This window comes from Pseudomonas sp. PAMC 26793, assembly GCF_000313235.1.
In the GTDB taxonomy this organism is placed as follows: Bacteria; Pseudomonadota; Gammaproteobacteria; order Pseudomonadales; family Pseudomonadaceae; genus Aquipseudomonas; species Aquipseudomonas yamanorum.
Genome location: NZ_AMXG01000023.1, coordinates 102,889 through 124,478, shown reverse-complemented (window position 1 = coordinate 124,478; position 21,590 = coordinate 102,889). Strand labels below are relative to the sequence as shown.

The 21,590-nt window shown below is 61.7% G+C and carries 21 protein-coding genes and 1 pseudogene; 10 read left to right on the top strand and 12 right to left on the bottom strand.

The window, feature by feature from the left end; all coding sequences use genetic code 11:
• The 5 genes from D109_RS0107915 (at position 1) to fdhA (ending at position 6,453) form a co-directional block, all read left to right on the top strand.
• Positions 1–303, top strand: coding sequence for a sarcosine oxidase subunit delta (locus D109_RS0107915; RefSeq protein WP_003209187.1), 303 nt, complete (start codon positions 1–3; stop codon positions 301–303).
• The gene (locus D109_RS0107910; protein WP_017476420.1) at positions 300–3,317 is read left to right on the top strand and encodes a sarcosine oxidase subunit alpha; all 3,018 of its coding nucleotides are present in this window, start codon (positions 300–302) and stop codon (positions 3,315–3,317) included. The genes D109_RS0107915 and D109_RS0107910 overlap by 4 nt, the downstream gene beginning before the upstream one ends.
• Positions 3,318–3,449: 132 nt before the next feature.
• On the top strand, positions 3,450–4,082 hold the full coding sequence (locus D109_RS0107905; protein ID WP_017476419.1) for a sarcosine oxidase subunit gamma: 633 nt from the start codon (positions 3,450–3,452) through the stop codon (positions 4,080–4,082).
• 120 nt (positions 4,083–4,202) lie between these two features.
• A complete protein-coding gene (gene purU / locus D109_RS0107900; protein ID WP_003209192.1) occupies positions 4,203–5,060 on the top strand; it encodes a formyltetrahydrofolate deformylase in 858 nt (285 codons plus the stop codon).
• Positions 5,061–5,253: 193 nt separating this feature from the next.
• On the top strand, positions 5,254–6,453 hold the full coding sequence (fdhA, locus tag D109_RS0107895) for a formaldehyde dehydrogenase, glutathione-independent (RefSeq protein WP_017476418.1): 1,200 nt from the start codon (positions 5,254–5,256) through the stop codon (positions 6,451–6,453).
• Between the two features lie 65 nt (positions 6,454–6,518).
• On the opposite strand, the gene D109_RS0107890 is transcribed toward fdhA, so the two are convergent.
• The 5 genes and pseudogenes from D109_RS0107890 to D109_RS0107875 form a co-directional block, all read right to left on the bottom strand.
• Positions 6,519–6,977, bottom strand: coding sequence for an anti-sigma factor domain-containing protein (locus D109_RS0107890; protein ID WP_017476417.1), 459 nt, complete (start codon positions 6,975–6,977; stop codon positions 6,519–6,521).
• Between the two features lie 124 nt (positions 6,978–7,101).
• Positions 7,102–7,623, bottom strand: a complete 522-nt coding sequence (locus D109_RS1000000134540) for a hypothetical protein (RefSeq protein ID WP_017476416.1) — start codon at positions 7,621–7,623, stop codon at positions 7,102–7,104.
• A gap of 123 nt (positions 7,624–7,746) precedes the next feature.
• A pseudogene (locus D109_RS1000000134855) lies at positions 7,747–7,842 on the bottom strand (outer membrane lipoprotein carrier protein LolA); the annotation flags it as partial.
• Positions 7,843–7,859: 17 nt separating this feature from the next.
• Positions 7,860–8,537 carry an anti-sigma factor domain-containing protein gene (locus D109_RS0107880; RefSeq protein WP_017476415.1) on the bottom strand — a complete coding sequence of 226 codons (678 nt, stop codon included), beginning with the start codon at positions 8,535–8,537 and terminating at the stop codon, positions 7,860–7,862.
• A complete protein-coding gene (locus D109_RS0107875) occupies positions 8,534–9,169 on the bottom strand; it encodes a sigma-70 family RNA polymerase sigma factor (RefSeq protein ID WP_032868319.1) in 636 nt (211 codons plus the stop codon). Before D109_RS0107875 ends, D109_RS0107880 begins: the two co-directional genes overlap by 4 nt.
• A gap of 153 nt (positions 9,170–9,322) precedes the next feature.
• On the opposite strand from D109_RS0107875, the gene D109_RS0107870 reads away from it, so the two are divergent.
• The gene (locus D109_RS0107870; protein ID WP_017476413.1) at positions 9,323–9,892 is read left to right on the top strand and encodes a DUF2780 domain-containing protein; all 570 of its coding nucleotides are present in this window, start codon (positions 9,323–9,325) and stop codon (positions 9,890–9,892) included.
• On the opposite strand, the gene D109_RS0107865 is transcribed toward D109_RS0107870, so the two are convergent.
• On the bottom strand, positions 9,889–10,776 hold the full coding sequence (locus D109_RS0107865) for an acyltransferase (RefSeq protein ID WP_017476412.1): 888 nt from the start codon (positions 10,774–10,776) through the stop codon (positions 9,889–9,891). The genes D109_RS0107870 and D109_RS0107865 overlap by 4 nt on opposite strands.
• Before the next feature lie 172 nt (positions 10,777–10,948).
• Here D109_RS0107865 and D109_RS0107860 point away from each other — a divergent pair, with 172 nt between their 5' ends.
• From D109_RS0107860 to creD, 4 genes are read left to right on the top strand one after another with little or no spacing between them, the layout of a single operon-like run.
• The gene (locus tag D109_RS0107860) at positions 10,949–11,449 is read left to right on the top strand and encodes an ATP-dependent zinc protease (RefSeq protein ID WP_017476411.1); all 501 of its coding nucleotides are present in this window, start codon (positions 10,949–10,951) and stop codon (positions 11,447–11,449) included.
• Between the two features lie 9 nt (positions 11,450–11,458).
• Positions 11,459–12,127, top strand: coding sequence for a two-component system response regulator CreB (gene creB, locus D109_RS0107855; protein ID WP_017476410.1), 669 nt, complete (start codon positions 11,459–11,461; stop codon positions 12,125–12,127).
• Positions 12,127–13,566, top strand: a complete 1,440-nt coding sequence (gene creC / locus D109_RS0107850) for a two-component system sensor histidine kinase CreC (protein ID WP_017476409.1) — start codon at positions 12,127–12,129, stop codon at positions 13,564–13,566. Before creB ends, creC begins: the two co-directional genes overlap by 1 nt.
• 52 nt (positions 13,567–13,618) lie before the next feature.
• Complete coding sequence (gene creD / locus D109_RS0107845) at positions 13,619–14,968, top strand: cell envelope integrity protein CreD (RefSeq protein ID WP_017476408.1); 1,350 nt, start codon at positions 13,619–13,621, stop codon at positions 14,966–14,968.
• A gap of 237 nt (positions 14,969–15,205) precedes the next feature.
• Here the strand turns inward: creD and D109_RS0107835 are convergent, their stop codons facing one another.
• From D109_RS0107835 to D109_RS0107810, 6 genes are all read right to left on the bottom strand, one after another.
• Positions 15,206–15,835: a glutathione S-transferase gene (locus tag D109_RS0107835; protein ID WP_017476406.1), complete on the bottom strand. Its 630-nt coding sequence runs from the start codon at positions 15,833–15,835 to the stop codon at positions 15,206–15,208.
• A 35-nt stretch (positions 15,836–15,870) separates the two neighbouring features.
• A complete protein-coding gene (locus D109_RS1000000134535) occupies positions 15,871–16,047 on the bottom strand; it encodes a hypothetical protein (protein ID WP_017476405.1) in 177 nt (58 codons plus the stop codon).
• Positions 16,044–17,147 carry a PepSY domain-containing protein gene (locus D109_RS0107825; RefSeq protein ID WP_017476404.1) on the bottom strand — a complete coding sequence of 368 codons (1,104 nt, stop codon included), beginning with the start codon at positions 17,145–17,147 and terminating at the stop codon, positions 16,044–16,046. Before D109_RS0107825 ends, D109_RS1000000134535 begins: the two co-directional genes overlap by 4 nt.
• Before the next feature lie 62 nt (positions 17,148–17,209).
• Complete coding sequence (locus D109_RS0107820; protein ID WP_017476403.1) at positions 17,210–19,639, bottom strand: TonB-dependent siderophore receptor; 2,430 nt, start codon at positions 19,637–19,639, stop codon at positions 17,210–17,212.
• Positions 19,640–19,850: 211 nt separating this feature from the next.
• The gene (locus D109_RS0107815; RefSeq protein WP_017476402.1) at positions 19,851–20,819 is read right to left on the bottom strand and encodes a FecR domain-containing protein; all 969 of its coding nucleotides are present in this window, start codon (positions 20,817–20,819) and stop codon (positions 19,851–19,853) included.
• Positions 20,816–21,325, bottom strand: a complete 510-nt coding sequence (locus D109_RS0107810) for an RNA polymerase sigma factor (RefSeq protein ID WP_017476401.1) — start codon at positions 21,323–21,325, stop codon at positions 20,816–20,818. Before D109_RS0107810 ends, D109_RS0107815 begins: the two co-directional genes overlap by 4 nt.
• Positions 21,326–21,590 lie beyond the last annotated feature (265 nt).

Below are 21,590 nucleotides of genomic sequence, written 5' to 3'. Positions count from 1 at the left end.
ATGTTGCATATCTTCTGTCCTCACTGTGGCGAACTGCGCTCCGAAGAGGAATTCCACGCGTCCGGCCAAGCGCACATCCCGCGCCCACTGGACCCGAACACCTGCACCGACGAGGAGTGGGGCGACTACATGTTCTTCCGCGACAACCCGCGCGGCCTGCATCACGAACTGTGGATTCACGCCGCCGGCTGCCGCCAGTATTTCAACGCGACCCGCGACACCGTGACCTACGAAATTCTTGAAACCTACAAGATTGGCACCAAGCCGCAATTCACCGCCAAGGCTTCTGGAGAGAAGGTATGAGCCAGATCAATCGCCTGTCCAACGGTGGCCGCATCGACCGTAACAAAGCCCTGAGCTTCACCTTCAATGGTCAGAGCTACAAAGGCTTTGAAGGCGACACCCTGGCCGCCGCACTGCTGGCCAACGGCGTCGACATCATCGGTCGCAGCTTCAAGTATTCCCGTCCGCGCGGCATCTTTGCCGCCGGTGCCGAAGAGCCGAACGCGGTGCTGCAGATCGGCGCCACCGAAGCCACGCAAATCCCCAACGTACGCGCCACACAACAGGCGCTGTACCAGGGTTTGGTCGCCACCAGCACCAACGGCTGGCCGAGTGTGAACAACGACATGATGGGCATTCTCGGCAAGGTCGGCGGCAAGTTGATGCCGCCGGGTTTCTACTACAAAACCTTCATGTACCCGCAATCGTTCTGGATGACTTACGAAAAGTACATCCGTAAGGCTGCAGGTTTAGGCCGCTCGCCGACCGAGAACGATCCGGACACCTACGACTACATGAACCGTCATTGCGACGTGCTGATTGTGGGCGCGGGCCCTGCCGGCCTGGCGGCTGCGTTGGCGGCTGCCCGCAGTGGCGCCCGGGTGATCATCGCGGACGAACAGGAAGAGTTCGGCGGCTCCTTGCTGGATTCCCGCGAAAGCCTCGATGGCAAGCCGGCGGCCGAGTGGGTTGCCAGTGTTATTGCGGAACTGAAATCCCTGCCGGACGTGGTGCTGCTGCCTCGCGCCACCGTCAACGGTTACCACGACCATAACTTCCTGACCATTCACGAACGCCTTACCGACCACCTCGGTGACCGTGCGCCGATCGGCCAGGTGCGTCAGCGTATCCACCGTGTTCGCGCCAAGCGCGTCGTGTTGGCCACCGGTGCTTGCGAGCGTCCACTGGTGTACGGCAACAACGACGTGCCGGGCAACATGCTGGCGGGTGCGGTATCGACTTATGTGCGCCGCTACGGCGTGGCACCGGGCAAGAAGCTGGTGCTGTCGACCAACAACGATCACGCCTACCGCGTGGCGCTGGACTGGTTTGACGCCGGTCTTTCCGTAGTTGCAGTGGCCGATGCGCGTCATAACCCACGCGGCGCACTGGTTGAAGAAGCTCGCGCCAAAGGCATTCGCATCCTCACCGGCAGCGCCGTGATCGAAGCCCGTGGCAGCAAGCACGTCACTGGCGCCCGCGTTGCGGCCATTGATGTGAAAGCCCACAAAGTCACCAGCCCCGGCGAATGGCTGGACTGCGACCTGGTCGCCAGTTCCGGCGGCTACAGCCCGGTGGTTCACCTGGCCTCGCACCTGGGCGGCAAGCCGACCTGGCGTGAAGACATCCTCGGTTTTGTGCCGGGCGAAGCACCGCAGAAACGCGTGTGCGTCGGTGGGATCAATGGCGTCTATGGCCTCGGCGATTCCCTGGCTGACGGTTTTGAAGGTGGCGTGCGCGCGGCCAGCGAAGCCGGGTTTGCGCCGGTGGAAGGGACGCTGCCCAAAGCCTTGAGCCGTCTGGAAGAGCCGACCCTGGCGCTGTTCCAGGTGCCTCACGAGAAAGCTACCGCACGGGCGCCGAAGCAATTTGTCGACCTGCAAAACGACGTCACCGCGGCCGCTATCGAACTCGCCACCCGTGAAGGTTTCGAGTCGGTAGAGCACGTCAAACGCTACACCGCACTGGGCTTCGGCACGGACCAGGGTAAGCTCGGCAACGTCAACGGCCTGGCCATCGCGGCCCGTTCGCTGAACGTGACCATCCCGCAGATGGGCACCACCATGTTCCGCCCCAACTACACGCCGGTGACCTTCGGCGCAGTAGCGGGCCGCCACTGTGGGCACATCTTCGAGCCGGTGCGCTACACCGCGCTGCAAGCCTGGCACGTGAAAAACGGCGCCGAGTTTGAAGACGTCGGCCAGTGGAAGCGTCCGTGGTATTTCCCGCGCAACGGTGAAGACCTGCACGCCGCCGTGAAACGCGAATGCCTGGCGGTGCGCGACAGCGTCGGCCTGCTGGATGCGTCCACCCTCGGCAAGATCGACATTCAGGGCCCGGATGCCCGCGAGTTCCTCAACCGCATCTACAGCAACGCCTGGACCAAGCTCGACGTGGGCAAGGCCCGCTACGGCCTGATGTGCAAGGAAGACGGCATGGTCTTCGACGACGGCGTCACCGCTTGTCTGGCCGACAACCACTTCCTGATGACCACCACCACCGGCGGCGCAGCGCGCGTACTGCAGTGGCTGGAAATCTACCAGCAGACCGAATGGCCAGACCTCAAGGTGTACTTCACCTCGGTCACCGACCACTGGGCAACCATGACCTTGTCCGGCCCCAACAGCCGCAAGCTGTTGAGCGAAGTCACCGACATCGACCTGGACAAGGACGGTTTCCCGTTCATGACCTGGAAAGAAGGCCTGGTAGGCGGCGTGCCGGCGCGGGTGTTCCGGATTTCGTTTACCGGTGAGCTGTCGTACGAAGTCAACGTGCAGGCCGACTACGCCATGGGCGTGCTCGAGAAAATCGTCGAGGCCGGCAAGAAGTACAACCTGACGCCTTACGGCACCGAGACCATGCACGTGCTGCGGGCCGAGAAGGGTTTCATCATCGTTGGCCAGGATACCGACGGCTCGATGACCCCGGACGACCTGAACATGGGCTGGTGTGTAGGCCGCACCAAACCGTTCTCGTGGATCGGCTGGCGCGGGATGAATCGCGAAGATTGCGTGCGTGAAGACCGCAAGCAACTGGTGGGCTTGAAGCCGATTGACCCGAACGTGTGGCTGCCGGAAGGCGCGCAGTTGGTGTTCGACGCCAAGCAGACGATCCCGATGAAGATGGTCGGCCACGTCACCTCCAGTTATGCCCACAACTCCCTCGGCTATTCGTTTGCCATGGGCGTAGTGAAGGGCGGCTTGAAGCGCATCGGCGAGCGGGTGTTTGCACCGTTGGCGGATGGCAGCGTGATCGAGGCGGAGATTGTTTCTTCGGTGTTCTTTGACCCTAAAGGCGATCGCCAGAACATCTGACACCTGATCGTTCCTACGCTCCGCGTGGGAATGCATCCCGGGGCGCTCTGCGCCCCAAGAGCGGACGCAGAGCGTCCATGGCGGCATTCCCACGCAGAGCGTGGGAACGATCAAATTCAACACAGGTGCTTTATGACAGCAGCCAATGTTTACCAACAACGCCCCACCTCCGGCGCCAAGGCCGAGTCGTCGCTGCACCATGCCGACCTCGCCAGCCTGGTAGGCAAGGGCCGCAAGAACGCCGGCGTGACCGTGCGTGAAAAGAAACTCCTCGGCCACCTGACCATTCGTGGCGATGGCCACGACACAGCCTTCGCCGCCGGCGTGCACAAGGCCCTGGGCATCGAGTTGCCCGGCGCGTTGCAAGTCATCGTCAAGGATGAAACCAGCCTGCAATGGCTGGGCCCGGACGAGTGGCTGCTGGTGGTGCCGAGCGGTGAAGAATTCGCCGCCGAAAAAAGCTTGCGCGAGGCACTGGGTGATTTGCATATCCAGATCGTCAACGTCAGCGGCGGCCAGCAGATCCTCGAACTCAGCGGCCCCAACGTGCGGGATGTGCTGATGAAGTCCACCAGCTACGACGTGCACCCCGACAGCTTCCCGGTAGGTAAGGCGGTGGGCACGGTGTTCGCCAAGTCGCAACTGGTGATTCGCCATACCGCTGAAGACACCTGGGAGCTGGTGATTCGTCGCAGCTTCTCGGATTACTGGTGGCTGTGGTTGCAGGATGCGGCGGCTGAGTATGGTTTAAGCGTCCAGGCCTGATCGTTCCCACGCTCCGCGTGGGAATGCATCCCGGGACGCTCCGCGTCCCAAGAGCGGACGCAGAGCGTCCATTGCGGCGTTCCCACGCAGAGCGTGGGAACGATCAAGGAGTCACGAATAATGAGCCGCGTACCCGATACATGGATTTTGACCGCCGACTGCCCCAGCGTGCTCGGCACGGTGGACGCGGTGACCCGCTACCTGTTCGAGCAGGGCTGCTACGTCACTGAGCACCACTCCTTCGATGACCGGCTCTCGGGCCGGTTCTTCATCCGTGTGGAGTTCCGCCAGCCCGATGGTTTCGACGAACAAGCCTTCCGCGATGGCCTGGCCACCCGCGGCGAGGCCTTCGGCATGATCTTCGAACTGACCGCGCCGAACTACCGGCCGAAAGTGGTGATCATGGTCTCCAAGGCCGATCACTGCCTCAACGATTTGCTTTACCGCCAGCGCATCGGCCAACTGTCGATGGACGTGGTCGCCGTGGTCTCCAACCACCCCGACCTCAAGCCCTTGGCCGACTGGCACCAGATTCCCTATTACCACTTTCCCCTGGACCCCAACGACAAGCCGTCGCAAGAGCGCCAGGTGTGGCAAGTGATTGAAGAGTCCGGCGCTGAACTGGTGATCCTTGCGCGCTACATGCAAGTGCTGTCGCCGGAACTGTGCCGCAAGCTCGACGGTAAAGCCATCAACATCCACCACTCCCTGCTGCCCGGTTTCAAGGGCGCCAAACCGTATCACCAGGCCTACAACAAAGGCGTGAAACTGGTGGGCGCCACCGCGCATTACATCAATAACGATTTGGATGAGGGCCCGATCATCGCCCAGGGTGTGGAGGTGGTGGACCACAGTCACTATCCGGAAGATTTGATAGCCAAGGGACGGGACATCGAAGGCCTGACCCTGGCCCGGGCCGTGGGGTATCACATTGAGCGGCGGGTGTTCTTGAACGCCAATCGGACAGTGGTGCTCTGATGGACGCCTTCGCGAGCAAGCCCGCTCCCACATTCGACCGCATTTCAAAGGTAGGACTCGGTCAACTGTGGGAGCGGGCTTGCTCGCGAAGAGGCCATCACTAACAACGCAAAACAGCATCTGTACCCGAGCACTTAAACGCGCTGCCTGCCTGGGCAACGCGGTTCCATAAAAACAACAGCGAGGTGAAAGCATGTCTGGTAATCGTGGTGTCGTGTATCTCGGCAACGGCAAGGTCGAAGTACAGAAAATCGACTATCCCAAAATGCAGGACCCCCGTGGCAGGAAGATTGAGCACGGCGTCATCCTGCGCGTGGTCTCCACCAACATCTGCGGCTCCGACCAACACATGGTGCGCGGCCGCACTACTGCCCAGACCGGCCTGGTCCTGGGCCACGAAATCACCGGCGAAGTGATCGAGAAGGGCAGCGACGTCGAGAACCTGAAGATCGGCGACCTGGTGTCCGTGCCGTTCAACGTTGCATGCGGCCGTTGCCGTTCCTGCAAAGAGCAACACACGGGCGTGTGCCTGACCGTCAACCCGGCCCGTGCCGGTGGCGCCTACGGCTATGTGGACATGGGCGACTGGACCGGCGGCCAGGCCGAATACGTGCTGGTGCCTTACGCTGACTTCAACCTGCTGAAACTGCCGGACCGCGACAAGGCCATGGAGAAGATCCGCGACCTGACGTGCCTCTCCGACATCCTGCCCACCGGCTACCACGGCGCAGTCACTGCGGGCGTTGGCCCAGGCAGCACGGTCTACATCGCCGGTGCCGGTCCGGTGGGTCTGGCGGCTGCCGCGTCCGCTCGTCTGCTGGGCGCTGCGGTGGTGATCATTGGTGACGTCAACCCGATCCGCCTGGCCCACGCCAAGGCCCAGGGTTTTGAAATTGCCGACCTGTCGAAGGACACCCCGCTGCACGAACAGATCGCTGCGTTGCTGGGCGAGCCGGAAGTGGATTGTGCCGTCGATGCCGTGGGTTTCGAAGCGCGCGGCCATGGCCATGAAGGGGTCAAGGCGGAGGCTCCGGCCACCGTGCTCAACTCGTTGATGGGTGTGGTGCGGGTGGCCGGCAAAATCGGCATCCCGGGCCTGTATGTGACGGAGGACCCGGGGGCGGTGGATGCTGCCGCGAAAATGGGCAGCCTGAGCATTCGTTTCGGCCTGGGCTGGGCCAAGTCCCACAGCTTCCACACCGGGCAAACCCCAGTGATGAAGTACAACCGCCAACTGATGCAGGCGATCATGTGGGACCGTATCAACATTGCCGATATCGTCGGTGTGGAAGTCATCAGCCTGGATGACGCACCACGCGGGTACGGCGAGTTCGATGCGGGCGTGCCGAAGAAGTTTGTGATTGATCCGCACAAGTTGTTCAGCGCGGCTTAAATCGCGGGCAAATAAAAAGGCGACCTCAGGGTCGCCTTTTTTGCATCTGCGGTTGGGTGGGAGAATCAGCGAATCGCCAAAGCCCCCTGATACACCGTTGGCCCCGTCGGCTGCTTGCTCACCGAGCCGCCCTTGGTTTCCGAGCTGACCATCAGTGTCACCGGCTTGCTGATCGACGCCTGCTGGCGAGGGTTGATGCCGATAATGCCTTTGCCGTCTTCCGGCAACAGGCCCAGTGACACCGGCGTACCGTCAGCCGGAACCGCCCACAGCTCCAGGCTTTGGTCCGGGGCCGGTGCCGTGGCGGCAATCGGCTGCACTTCGAGGTAATCCTTGTGGGCCACGATCTGCGTGGCCGGTTGCTGGGTGGTGTTCACCAGCAGTGCGGCAGCCTTGACGCTGTCCTGGGTGTAGAGGGCGCCGCCGATGCCGGCGACTACCACCAGACAGGCGCCGATGAACAGGCGTGGGCGGTTCCAGAATGAAGGCTTGTGCTCAATCACTTGAGGGTTGATCGCAGTCATTAGGCTCTTCCTGACATGTTTTGTAGTCTTTCATGGACCTAGTTAACGGCGATCGGTTCCTCATCCGTTGTATTGAGCCTTGGGGCTGCGTGATGTCAATTGGCCCTGAACCGTAGAGCGAGCGTCAATGGTGCTTGGGTGGGAGGACCAGTTCCTTGTACGTGAATGCGCATTGTTTTTCCGGATGCTGCTCGGTGGAATCGGCATAGCAGTATTGGACCTCCTTGGCTTTTTTGTAGGCCCCAGCCTTGGCTTTGCTCTCATCCGTTTTCGACTCATCCACCCATTTTGTCCCCGGCACGGGGGCCCAGCCTTTGAAGGAGTACAGCGTCATCCTCAAAAAGTCGAACCAGCCTTCACCCTCGTAGTCGCAGGACACTACGTATGCATTTCCTTCTGAACTGACATCCCGGTAAAGCGCCCCGGTGAAGTGGAGCTTTTTGAGCAGGTTCTCGTCGCCAAAGGGGTTCTCTCCCACCCAGACGCCCTTATGAGGGCCGGGTGCATAAAAAATATCCCACGGCCCCCATGGCTCTTCCGGTTTGATACTTGCCTTGGGCGGGCACGTGGCAATCTCATCTGCCAGGGCATTGCCCACAAGGGTCGAAAGCAGCAGTGCGCTCAGTGCGATGTTCATCAGCTTCATGTCGTACTCCCTTACGTGATAGGAGCCTTCATGGTGGGCGTGTGGATGCGTTGCAGATACTGTCAAGATTGACAGCGGGCTAGAACAACTTCGGATTAAAAGAACAGGGGTTATTTCAAAAGGGCAATCCACTGTAGGAGCGAGCTTGCTCGCGAAAAACCTGAGGGCGCCGTGGGCTTTCAGGTTTCCCGCGTTATCGTTGACGACCTTCGCGAGCAAGCTCGCTCCTACAGGAATTAGAGTGAGGCCAATTGGCCCTGATACAGCACCGGTCCGGTAGGTTGTCCGGTTGGCGAGCCGCCTTGAGGCTCAAGACTCACTGCCAGGGTCAACGGTGCCGTCAGCAGCGCCTGGTGTTCTTTGCTCAACTGGATCCGGCCTTTACCCGACACCGGCACCAAACCCAGCGAGATCGGTTTGCCACCCGCCGGGATTGCCCACAGTTCCAACGCGCGCGCTGGCTCCACCGCCGCCAGGGTCAGCGGTTCCACCTGCAGATGATCGGCATATGCCAGGATCTTCAGCGCAGGCTGCTGGTTAGCCGCCACCAGCGTCGCGTTGTACTCCACCCCAAGATCCCGCTGGTACAACACTCCCACCAACACCGCGATCACCACACCGCATGCCGCTACCAGTAACCGCAGGTTCATCCAGAATGGCCTCTTCGCCGGCATATGCAGCACTTGCGGCTCAATCCGGGCCTTGATCCCTTCCCACACATGATCCGGCACTGGCCGTTCAGGCAACGGCCCGGTGAGGCTGGCGAGGGCGTCCTGCCAGTGTCCCAGTTCGACGCGCAGGGCGGCATCGTCCAGTAGCAGCGCTTCAAAGCGTCGACGGGCGGTGGCGGGCATCAGCCCGATGGCGTAATCCGCCGCGAGGGCGCGGCGCAGGGACGTGGTCTGGTAGTTCATGATTCAAGGCACCTGCGCAAGCGCTCCATGCCGCGGCGAATCCAGGATTTGACCGAGCCCAGGGGCGCGGCCAGGTGGTCGGCCAACTCCGAGCAGGACAAGCCCTGGAAGTAAGCCACGGTGATCGATTGGCGCTGCATGCCTTCGAGGCTGTCGAGGCAGCGGTTCAGGGCGAGGGCTTCGCGCTCGCTGTCGAGCTGTTCGTGGGCGCTGGGGCTTTCATCGGCCATGGCGTCTTGCTGGCCGTCGCTCAAGGGCTGCTCGCGGTGTTTGCGCAACTGGTCGATCGCCAGGTTGCGGGTGATGTTGATCATCCAGGTCAAGGGCGCCGACAGGTGGGCCTCATAGCGCGAGGCGTTGAACCAGATGCGCACGAAGCTCTCCTGTAACACTTCCTCGGCCAGGTCCTGGCGGCCCATGAAACGCAAGGCAACACCGTGCAAACGCGGGGAAACACTGCGGTAGAGCGTTTCGAACGCCTGGCGGTTACCCAGGGAGCACTGGGCCAGCAATTGCCGTAGCTGATCGGCATCGTGGGTCGAAATAGGGCTTCTCCAGGCACGTGCAACAGGGCGATGGGACGGCAGACGGTAAAGACGGCAGGCTGAGGTTAGTCCAGCTTGGGCATTCATTCCATCTACCTCCGTGCGGCTCGTGGTGGATATACGCAGCGCAGGGCGATTCGGATGCAGTGGTTTTCTGAACTAATCTGTGAGGTGGGAACAATCTTTCGTAACACCCAGTCAAACTCCTGCTTTTAGCGCTTACTTTCAGAGGTTGTCTTGATGAAGATTTCACGCGGTTTTGCCCTGTCCTGCCTGTTGACCGTGGCGGCCAGCCCGGTGTTTGCGGCAGGTTTCAGCCTCGGCGACGTAGCCAATGCCGTTTCGGGCGCACAGGGTGGCGACAAGGCAGCAGCGGCTGCGCCGACCTCACAGACCGCCGGTTTGCTGGGCGCCCTGACCTCGCAATTGAACGTGACGCCGGAGCAGGCTGTCGGCGGTACCGGCGCAATGCTGGGCCTGGCCAAGAATAAATTGGGCGGCGGTGATTACTCGCAACTGACCAAAAGCGTACCGGGCCTGGACAAGCTCTCCGGCAGCAACTCCCTGGGCAGCCTCGGCGCCCTGAGCGGTATGCTCGGCCAGAGCGGCGGCAGCAAGACCTCGGGCCTGGACGGCGTGTTGGGTAACGTGAAGAACACCAACGACCTGAACACCGCGTTCAGCGCACTGGGCATGGACAGTGGGATGGTGGGCCAGTTTGCGCCGGTTATCCTGAAATACCTGGGCGGCCAAGGCGCCAGCGAGTCGGTGCTGGGCAAACTGGCTTCGGCCTGGGGCACTGGCGGCTAAGACCGCTCCGCGCGCAGTTGGGCGATGCGCGCATCCTTCTCCCTCCAGAGCTGGTTGACCCAGTTCTGGACGGTCTGGCGAAATGCTGGATCGTTCTCGTAATCCCCCTGCCACAACGCCGGATCCAGCTCACGGGTGCGGATATCCACGATCACCTTCGGCACCGCGCCACTGATCAAGTCCCAGAAGCCCGGAATGTTTTCCTGTGGATAAACCACGGTGACGTCGAGCACCGCATCCAGCTGTTCACCCAACGCCGCGAGCACGAAAGCCACGCCACCCGCCTTGGGCTTGAGCAGGCGCTCGAAGGGTGAGTCCTGCTGCTTGCGCTTGGCCGGGGTGAACCGCGTGCCTTCCAGGTAATTCACCACGGTGACCGGCTGGCGCTTGAACAGCTCGCAGGCTTCCTTGGTGATCTTCAGGTCCTGGCCTGCCAGTTCAGGGTGCTTGGCCAGGAATGCCTTGGTGTAGCGCTTCATGAACGGGTAATCCAGTGCCCACCACGCCAGGCCCAGGAAGGGTACCCAGATCAGTTCCTTTTTCAGGAAGAACTTGAAGAACGGCGTACGCCGGTTGAGGGCCTGGATCAACGCGGGGATGTCGACCCAGGATTGATGGTTGCTGATCACCAGATAAGACGTGTCACCCCGCAGGTCCTCGCCACCGCGAATATCCCATTGGGTGGGGATGCACAGGGCGAAGATCAGCTTGTCGATCTCGGCCCAGGTTTCGGCGATCCACATGACGGCCCAGGAGGCGTAGTCGCGAAAGCGACCGGGCGCCACCAGCTTGAGCAGGGCAAACACCATCAGCGGTCCGAACAGCACCAAGGTGTTGAGCAATAGCAGCAATGTGACGAAACAGCCGGTGAGCAGGCGGCGCATAAGTAACTCTTGGAATCATTTTGGCCCGCCATGATAAGCAGCTTGGGTCTAGAGGCCAAATCGCAAATAAGCTTACGAATGTTTCACAGCGGGCTGGGTATGCTCTGTGATCTAACTAAGCGGCGATTTTGCAGTCTAGAATTGGCCCATCTATTTCAAGGAAACCTCCTACGTGAAATCCATCCTTGCCCTGCTAGCGCTCGTGGCCTTGCCTGTCATGGCCGCCGAGCCGACCCTTTACGGTCGCTACGAATACATTCAACTGTCGGAAATCGGCGAGACCTTCAAGGCCAAGATGGACACCGGCGCGCTGACCGCCTCGCTGTCGGCCCGGGACATCGAGACCTTCACCCGTGAGGGTGACGACTGGGTGCGCTTCCGCCTCGGCGGCAAGGACGCCAGCAACAAGGTGTACGAGCACAAGGTCTCGCGCATCAGCAAAATCAAAAGCCGCGCCGACGAAGATGACGACAAGGACGAAGCCACCGTGGCCAAGCGCCCGGTGATCGACCTGGAAATGTGCCTGGGCAACGTCAAGCGCACCGTCGAGGTCAACCTCACCGACCGCAGCAGCTTCAACTACCCGCTGCTGATCGGCGCCAAGGCCCTGCGTGAATTCGGCGCTGCGGTAAACCCGGCTCGCCGTTACACTGCGGACAAACCGGACTGCTGACGGACCACCATGGCGCATATCCTGATTGTCGAAGACGAAGCGGCCATCGCCGACACGCTGATTTTTGCCCTGCAAGGCGAGGGCTTCACCACCACCTGGCTGAGCCTCGGCCAGGCGGCGCTGACCCATCAGCGGCAGACACCGGCGGACCTGATCATCCTCGACATCGGCCTGCCGGATATCACCGGCTTTGAAACCTGCAAGCAACTGCGGCGCTTCAGCGAAGTGCCAGTGATGTTCCTCAGCGCCCGGGACGGCGAGATCGACCGCGTAGTGGGCCTGGAGATCGGTGCTGACGACTATGTGGTCAAGCCGTTCAGCCCGCGCGAAGTGGCAGCCCGGGTGCGGGCGATCCTCAAACGGGTTGGCCCTGGTGTTGCTCCGGCGGTGTTTCAGGTGGACCTGGAGCGCATGCAGATCAGTTATCGCGGGCAGCCTCTTAACCTTACACGCCATGAATTTCGCCTGTTGCAAAGCCTGTTGGAGCAACCCGAGCGGGTGTTCAGCCGCGAGCAACTGCTGGATGCGGTGGGCGTGGCGGCCGATGCAGGGTACGAGCGCAATATCGACAGCCATATCAAAAGCGTTCGCAGCAAATTGCGGACGGTGGCCCCCGAGTCTGAGCCGATCCAGACCCATCGCGGCCTTGGCTACAGCTACAGCCCGGGCAACAGCTGATGCGCCTGGGGATCCGGTTCTTCCTGGTGTATGCGCTGTTTATCGGCCTGACCGGCTACTTCGTACTCAGCACCGTGATGAAGGAAATCCGCCCCGGTGTGCGCCAGTCCACCGAGGAAACCCTGGTGGACACCGCCAACCTGCTGGCAGAAATCCTGCGCAGCGATGTGAAGAACGGTACCCTCGGCCAGAGCCACTGGCCCGAACTGCTCAAGGCCTACGGCGAGCGTCAGCCTGGCGCGAATATCTGGGGCCTGCCGAAAAACCAGGTCAACCACCGCATCTACGTCACCGACGCCAAGGGCATCGTATTGCTGGATTCCACCGGCGAGGCGGTGGGCGAGGATTACTCGAAGTGGAATGACGTGTACCTGACACTGCGCGGCGAATATGGTGCGCGCTCGACCCGCAGCGAACTGGACGACCCCGCTTCGTCGGTGATGCACGTCGGCGCGCCGATCCGCGATAACGGGCAGATCATTGGCGTGGTCACCGTCGCCAAGCCCAACAGCTCATTGCAGCCCTACGTGGACCGCACCGAAAACCGGTTGCTGTGGTACGGCGCCGGGCTGGTGGGCCTGGGCCTGTTGTTTGGCGCCTTGTTGTCGTGGTGGTTGAGTGTCGCGCTGCGCCGGCTCACGGCGTATGCCCAGGCGGTGAGCGAAGGCCGGCGTGCCGAGTTGCCGCACTATCGCGGCGGTGAACTGGAGCAGTTGTCCACCGCCGTGGAGCACATGCGCACCCAGCTGGAAGGCAAGGCGTACGTCGAGCGTTATGTGCATACCCTGACCCACGAGCTGAAAAGCCCATTGGCGGCGATTCGCGGGGCGGCGGAGCTGTTGCAGGGCGACATGTCCCGGGATCAGCAGCAGCGTTTCGTGGGCAATATCGACAGCGAAAGTGCGCGCTTGCAGCAATTGATCGAACGCCTGCTGAACCTGGCGCAGGTGGAGCAGCGCCAGGGCCTTGAAGACCAGAGCAGCCTGTCGCTGGCAGCGTTGGTAGACGAAGTAATCAAGGCTCAATGCGCGCGCATCGAAGGCGCCGGGTTGCAGGTCCAGCAGGGGATTGCCGCGGAGGTGCAGGTGTACGGCGAGCCGTTCCTGCTGCGCCAGGCCCTGGGGAACCTGCTGGAAAACGCCCTGGATTTCACCCCGCCCGGTGGCACCTTGCGGTTCAGCGCCAAGGCCTTGAGTGACGGCATCGAATTCACCCTGTTCAACCAGGCCGAGCCGATCCCCGAATACGCGTTGCCGCGCCTCAGTGAGCGCTTCTATTCCCTGCCGCGCCCGGCCAGCGGGCGCAAGAGCACCGGCCTTGGGCTGAATTTTGTCGAAGAGGTGATGAAGCTGCACGGCGGCTCGCTGCAGATCGGCAACGTGCCCGGCGGCGTGCAGGTAAAACTGCATCTCCACACAGTCTCCACATTCCCTTCATAAATCCCCCTTAAGCGCCCGCCAGACTCTCCCCCATCAAAACAGGGAGAGCTTCATGAACCGCAATCTGCTTTTCAAACTGGGCGCCATCGCGCTGCTGATCGTGTTGTTGTTGATTCCGTTGCTGATGATCCACGGGGTGATTACCGACCGTCAGCAATTGCGCGACGACGTCTTGCAGGATATCGCCCGCAGCTCCAGCTACAGCCAGCGCCTCAATGGCCCGGTGTTGGTGGTGCCTTATCGCAAGACCGTCCGGGAGTGGAAACTCAATGAAAAGCTCAACGAACGCTACGAAGAAACCCGTGAGGTGCGCGGTCATCTGTATTTCCTGCCGGAGCAATTTGCCCTCGACGGGCAGGTGCAAACCGAAGTGCGTGCCCGGGGCATTTACCAAGCCCGGTTGTTCCACGCCGACAGCCGGATCAGCGGGCGGTTTGTGTTGCCGGAGCAGCTGGGCATCAAGGAACACTTTGCCGATTACCGCTTTGACCCGGCGTATCTGGCGGTGGGTATCAGCGACATTCGCGGCATCGAAAACGCGCTGAAGCTGGAGCTGGGCAGCCAGCAACTGGCGTTTTCGCCGGGCACCCAAGTGGCGTGGCTGGGGGAGGGTGTGCATGTGATGCTGCCCGAGCAGGACAGCCAGAAGCCGGCACCCTTTGACTTCGCCTTTGACCTGCGCCTGCAAGGCACCGAGCAACTACAAGTGGTGCCGGTGGGCAAGACCAGCCAGGTCAAGCTGGCGTCCAACTGGCCGCACCCGAGCTTTATCGGCAACTTCCTGCCGACCCAGCGCGAGGTCACCGCGCAAGGCTTCAGCGCCCATTGGCAGACCACATTTTTCTCCACCAATTTGGAAGAAGCACTCAGCAGTTGCCTGGCCGAACGCGGCTGTGACGACTTCAACAGCCGCAGCTTTGGCGTGAGCTTTATCGACCCGGTGGACCAGTACCTCAAGAGCGATCGTGCGATCAAATATGCGCTGTTGTTTATCGCCCTGACGTTTGCCGGTTTCTTTCTGTTCGAGGTGCTCAAGAACCTGGCGGTGCACCCGATCCAGTACGCGCTGGTGGGGTTTGCCCTGGCGTTTTTCTACCTGCTGTTGTTGTCGTTGTCCGAGCACATCGGGTTTGGTCCGGCGTACCTGATATCGGCGGCGGCCTGTGTGTTGTTGATCGGGTTTTACGTCTGCCATGTGCTGCGCAGCGTCGCCCATGGCCTGGGGTTTTCGGCGGCGTTGGCGGCGTTGTATGGCTTGCTGTACGGGTTGTTGAGTGCCGAGGATTACGCGTTGCTGATGGGCTCGTTGCTGCTGTTCGGGTTGCTGGGTACGGTGATGGTGCTGACCCGCAAACTGGATTGGTATGGGGTGGGCAAGCGCAAGGAGGTGGGTGATGAGTAGGTCGTTGGGGTTGCGGGAAGATCAGCAGGCGCGGACAAAGTTGGTGATGCAGATCAACGCACTGTTTCCCGAAGCCCGGGAGCTTTTCGTGGCGAGGGAGCTTGCTCCAATGAGGGAGCTTGCTGTGGCGAGGGAGCTTGCTCCCGCTGGAGTGCGAAGCGCTCCCAGGATTTTTGGGGCCGCTGCGCAGCCCAGCGGGAGCAAGCTCCCTCACCACAAGAGAACCCTTGCAGCAGGTTAGGCCGGTGGCTGGGTCTGGAGCATCGACGGCCGCTGACTCACTTCGGCATACCACGCCGCCAGCTTCGGATGGCTCGACCGCCACTGCATGCCCGGGTGGCGGAAGTCCAGGTAAGCCAACGCACACGCCACGCTGATCGCGGCCACGTCAAACGGCCCGGCCAGTTCGGCGATGGCGTCCTGTTCCAGCATGTCGAGGGCGCGACGGATCTTGTCGCGTTGGCCTTCCAGCCACAGGTCCCAGTGTTTCTCCTCGGGGCGCATGGCGGTTTCATAGCGCACCAGCACGGCGGCATCCATGATGCCGTCGGCGGTGGAGGCCAGGGTCAGGCGCCGCCAACGGGCCGGGCCGTTCCGGGGGATCAGCGGGGTCCCGGTATGTTGATAGTCGAAGTAATCGAGGATCACCCGGCTGTCATGCAATACGTTGCCATCGGCCAGGCGCAGAGCGGGGATCTTGCCCAGCGGGTTGTCCTGGATCACCTCCGCGTCAGGCTTGACCGGCGTCGGCACGCAGGCGTGCAAGGTCACGCGATCCAGTTGGCCGGTCTCGTGCAACAGCACCCGTACTTTGCGAACAAACGGCGAGGCAGGGTTGTGGAACAACGTCATGCTGGGGGTGGACATGGGCATTCCTCGGAAAAGGGCAGCGCTAATCTATCTCAACGCTTGAACAACGCCCAGCTACCAATTACAGCCGGAATGCCCAGCCCCACCCAGCTCAACGAATCCCACAACCCGTCCCCCAGCAACGCCGCAAACAACCCGGCCGCACTCAGCAGCCCGATGGCCAGCGGGATGCCGAACACCTTCCAGAAATTCGACTGCCGCGGCTTCATGACTGGGCCGCCTTGCGCCGCACCAGCCACAGGTACACGCCACTGCCCAGGACGATGATGGTCAGCACATCCAGCACCGCCCAGAGGATCTTCATCGGTATGCCGCCGTAGTCACCAAAGTGCAGCGGTTGGGACATGCCCATGGCGTCCATGTACCACGGCCGTTCGGCAATGGCGGTGACCTGCAGGTTGCTGGCGTCGATCAACACCGGTGTCAGCAGGTGCGAGGTCAGGTGCGTGCTGCCTTTCATGAACACCGCGTAATGATGCTCGCTGGAAAAGCGCGTGCCGGGGAACGCGATAAAGTCCGGCTCCATGCCCGGCGCGGCCTTGGCGGCGATCGTCAGCAGGTCGGTGGCGGGGGCGCGCAAGGTCAGCGGCGGGGCGTCTTTGTAGGGTTCGATCATCGCGCTGAGGCTGTCGGTACGCCAGGCGGCGATGATCAGGTCGGCGCAGGCGCTGATCACGCCGGTCACGCCCACCACCAGCGCCCAGGTCAGGGTGACCACGCCGATCAGGTTGTGCAGGTCGAGCCAGCGCAGGCGCGTGGATTTGTCCTGGCGCACCGTGGCGAACTTCAGCCGACGCATGAACGGCAGGTACAACACCGTGCCGGAGATGATCGCCAACACGAACAGAATGCCCATGAACGCCAGCAGCAACTTGCCCGGCAGCCCGGCGAACATATCGACGTGCAGGCGCAGCAGGAACATCGTCAGCCCGCCGTTGGCCGACGGCGTTTCCACGGCTTCGCCGGTACGGGCGTCGAGCATGAAGGTGTGGGAGGAATTGGGTTCGGTGCCGGCGGTGGCGGCCATGATCGCGATCACGCCGTTCTTGTCGTCCTCGTCCCAGGCCAGGTATTGCATGGCTTCGCCGGGTCGATGGGCCTGGGCTTTGGCCACCAGCTGTTCGAGGTTCAGCTGTGGGGTGTCGGCGGGCATGTGTGCCAGCTCGGGTTCGTTGCCCAGCAGGTGGTCGATCTCGTGGTGGAAGATCAACGGCAGGCCGGTGAGGGCGAGCAGCAGCAGGAACAGGGTGCAGACGAGGCTGGTCCAGGTGTGGATGAAGGACCAGCGGCGGATGGTTTTGCTTTTCATTTTCTAGCCTTCAGACACACCGAAGCCGCCCACGAGGGCGGCCTGGTTGTTAGCTCAGTCGATTACCACTGGTAGGTGGCACTGGCGACGACGCTGCGTTGGTCGCCGAAGTAGCAGTAGAAACCATCACAGGTGGAAATGTAGTCCTTGTCGAACAGGTTGGTGGCGTTCAGTTTCACCGAGGCACCTTTGAGGCTGTTGTCCAGACGGCCGAGGTCGTAGTGCACCGAGGCGTCGAACACGGTGTAGGCATCCGCCTTGCCTAGCCAGGTGTTGCCCTGGTCGCCATAGGTGTTACCGGTGTAGCGGGCACCGAAGCCAATGCCGAAGCCATCGAGCGCGCCGCTGTGCCAGGTGTAGTCAGTCCATAGCGAGGCTTGCTGGTTGGGCATCAGTTGCAGGCGATTACCTTTGTAATCCCCTTTTTGCACCTCGGATTTAGCCAAGGTATAGGCCGCGATAACCTTGAGGTTCTCGGTCACATCCGACACGGCTTCCAATTCCAGGCCTTTGACTTTCACTTCACCGGTCTGGTTAGTGACCGGAATGCTGCCCGCCGTGGTGGTGGTCACCAGTACGTTTTTCTGCGTCAGGTCGTAGACCGCGGCAGTCAGCAGGGTGTTCGAGCCGGGTGGTTGGTATTTGATCCCCATTTCCCATTGTTTGCCTTCCGTAGGCTTATACGACTCGGTTGCCGAGACGCTGGCGTTGCTCGCGGGCTGGAAGGATTCGGCGTAGGAGATGTAGGGTACAAACCCCGAGTCGAACACGTAGCTCAGTGCAGCATTGCCACTGAAGTGCTTGATGCGGTCGGTGTTCGTTGCATCTTTCTGGTTGAAGTAGGTGGTGCCCTGATGCACCCAGTCTTCACGCCCTCCGAGGGTCAGGCGCCATTTATCCAGGGCCATCTGGTCTTGCGCATAGAGGCCGGTCTGGACGGTTTTCTGGTTGTAGTCGTAGTACGCCGCCGAGCGCGGTGGGCGAACGATAGGCTGTCCGTAGATCGGGTTGATGACGTTGGTGGTCCCGCCGTCACCGTAGATCGACAGGTACGAGGTGTCGGTACGCTGATGGTCCAGGCCTAGAAGCAGCGTGTGGGTGATGTCGCCGGTGGCAAAATCGGCCTGGAAGTTATTATCAACCGCGAACTGGCCTATGTTTTCGTCAACGTTGGTCGACGTGCGGCCGACGTTCCCGTTCGCATCCACCTGGGTGTACGGATAGGCGCCGACGGTCAGGGTCTGGAAAGACAATTCCGACTTGGTGTAGCGCAGGTTCTGCTTGAACTGCCAGGTATCGTTGAAACGATGTTCGAACGCATAGCCCAGCGCGTAGTAGGTACGGTCGTAGTACTCGTAGTCAGGATCGCCCAGGTTCTTGTGATGCGATATATCCCCCAGTGGCGACTTGATCTTGGTGCCCTGAATCGGCAGGAACTGGCTGGTGGCGCCGGTATCGTCGCGAGTGAACTGCGACAGCAGGGTCAGCTTGGTATCCGGATCAATGTTCCACGTCAGGCTGGGGGCGATGTTGTAGCGCTTGTTTTCGATGTGATCAATCTGCGTGCCGGCGTCGCGCACAACGCCCGTCAGCCCATAGAGAAACTGGCCTTCATCGTCGATCTTGCCGGTGCTGGCGAAGTTGATCTGGCGGTAGTTGTCGCTGCCGTATTGCACTTGGATGGCATTGCTCGATTCCGCGCTGGGACGTCGGCTGACCATGTCCAGCAGGCCGCCTGGCGGGGTCTGGCCGTAGACCGACGACGCCGGGCCACGCAGCAGCGCGAGGCGGTCGAGGTTCCAGGTTTCTGCTTTCGGGTTGGCGTACACGCCGCGTGGCAGCGGCAGGCCGTCGAGGAACTGGGTGGGTTCGAAGCCGCGCACACGCATCCAGTCGTAGCGGGTGTCACTGCCGTAGCTGGCGGACACGATGCCGGGCATGTACTTGACGGCGTCATCCAGGTTCTGGACGTTGCGATCCTGCATTTGCTCGCGAGTGGCGACGGAAATCGAACGCGGGGCTTCGACCAGGGCGGTATCGGTCTTGGTGCCGGCAGCGGTACGAGACGCCAGATAACCCTCCACCGGCCCCCACGCACTTTCCGCATCCGCCTGCCCGGTAATGCTGGTCTCCGGCAACGCCACAACCCCCTCGGGAATCGCGACGAGGCTGAAGGTGCCTGCACTGCTTTGCTCCAGTTGCAGCCCGGTCCCACGCAACGCTTCACGCAACGCGCCCTGCGCATCGAATTGCCCTTTCACCGGCGCGGAAGTCTTGCCCGCCGCCAACCCTGGGTTCAGCGTCAACGCCAAACCGGCCTGGCTGGCGATCTGGTTCAGGGTCGTGGCCAGCGGCGCTGCCGGCAGGTTGTAGGCGCGCACGCTGGAGGCCTGTTCGGCGGCGATCAGCTGGGTGCTGGCCAGCGGGGCGCTGAGGGCAATGGCCACGGCTAACAGGCTGGGGCGCAATAGGGTGTCTAGCGTGCGGGACATACGGCGGCTCCTGAATGGAAATATTTCTCAATTGCCTATGTGCCGAGCGAGATGCAAAAAGTGATAGGGCTCGATGAAAATAATTTCTATTAGTGGGTGAGTGCTGTTTTTGAGGGCCTCATGGCAGGCAAGCCAGCTCCCACAGGGGAACGCATCCCACCTGTGGGCGCTGGCTTGCCTGCGATGACAACGGCCTATGCACCACAGGAGCCTACGGCTTGGGCGCCACCGTCACCCACCACGGCGTGTGTTGTTGAATCTGCACCGGCAAGGTCGGCAACAGTGCATTCAGCGCCAGGTTGGTGTCGTGCAGCGGGAAGCTGCCGGTGATGCGCAGGTCGGCCACCTGTTTATCCACACCCAGGTAGCCGGTGCGGTAGCGGCTCAGTTCCTCAACCACGTCGCCGAGGCGCGCGTTGTCGACCACCAGCATGCCGCGTGTCCAGGCGTCGGTGCCGGGGCTGACAGCCAGCATCGGGCCGAGGCCGTCGCGGCGCATCAGGACTTGCTGGCCTTCCTTGAAGATCTGTTCCTGATGCAGCGCTTCAGGCTGTGCGCCGACGGCAGACTGCAACACGCTGAGGCGCGTGCCGTCGTCTTCGCGCTTGACGATAAACCGCGTGCCCAAGGCGCGCAGGCTGCCTTCGCGGGTTTCGACAAAAAACGGGCGGGCGTCGTTGTGGCCGGTCTCGACGAGGATCTCGCCTTCCTGCAACACGATCAGCCGGCGTTTCTCGTCGAAGCGCACGTCGATGGCGCTGTGGGTATTGAGGTTGATCACCGTACCGTCCGCCAGCTTCAGGGTGCGCTGTTCGCCGGTGGCGGTGCGCTGGTCGGCCAGCCAATAGTTGAGCGGCACGTAGCGCTGGCCGGCGAAGAGCACCAGACCGCACACCAGCACCACACTGGCCAGGCCGCTGCCGAGCTTGCGCACGCGCTTGCGAATGCCTTCGCGCGATTGCAGCAACGCTGCACGGGCCGGGCCCGAGGCCACGCTGAAACGCTGATCGAGCATGCCCAGTTGGCGCCAGGCCCGGGCGTGTTCTTCATTGCTGGCCAGCCATTTGGCGAACTCTTCCTGTTCCACGGCGTTGCCGTCGCCCGAATCGAGGGACAGTTGCCAGGCAATGGCGGCGTCAAGCACCCGTGCCGAGACCGGCTTGGAACTGATCGGGCTCACAGGGGCTCGCCATACAGGGCGATGTAGCACTGGCGAATGCCTTGGGCCAGGTATTGCCGTACCCGAGGCACGGAAACCCCAAGACGCTGGGCGATTTCGGCGTGGCCCATGCCATCGAGGCGGCTATGGAGGAAGGCCGCGCGGGCTTTGCTCGAGAGTTTGCCCAGCAGGCGGTCGATGGCCTTGAGGTCTTCGAGGATCAGTTGCTGCTCTTCAGGAGACGGGTGTTCGCTTTCCGGGATCAGCATCAGCTCGGTGAGGTAAGCCTGTTCCAGGGCGGCGCGGCGGAAGTAGTCGAACAGCAGGCCCTTGGCAATGGCCACGAGAAATGCCCGCGGCTCGCGGGGCTCACGCAGTTCTTCACGGCCGAGCAGGCGCATGAAGGTGTCCTGGCTCAGGTCTTCGGCACGGCTGGGGCAGGCCACATTGCGTCGCAGCCACGCCAACAGCCAGCTGCGATGGTCGCGGTATAACGCGCCAACAAGCTCACTGTGGGGACTTTGCATGGACGACAAGGCGACACCGATCGGGAAGTTTAAACTAACGAGAATTATTCGCGATTGTGGCAGAGGCGTCGTACGGGTGCAATTGGCGTTGGTCGGGCGGCGGCGTAATGATATCTATCATGATGATGCCGCTTACTGTGGCGAGGGAGCTTGCTCCCGCTCGGCTGCGCAGCAGTCGTAATCCAGGCAGTGCATTTATTCAGTTGGAAATGGGTTGGCTGATTTTGGGGGCGCTTCGCACCCCAGCGGGAGCAAGCGCCCTCGC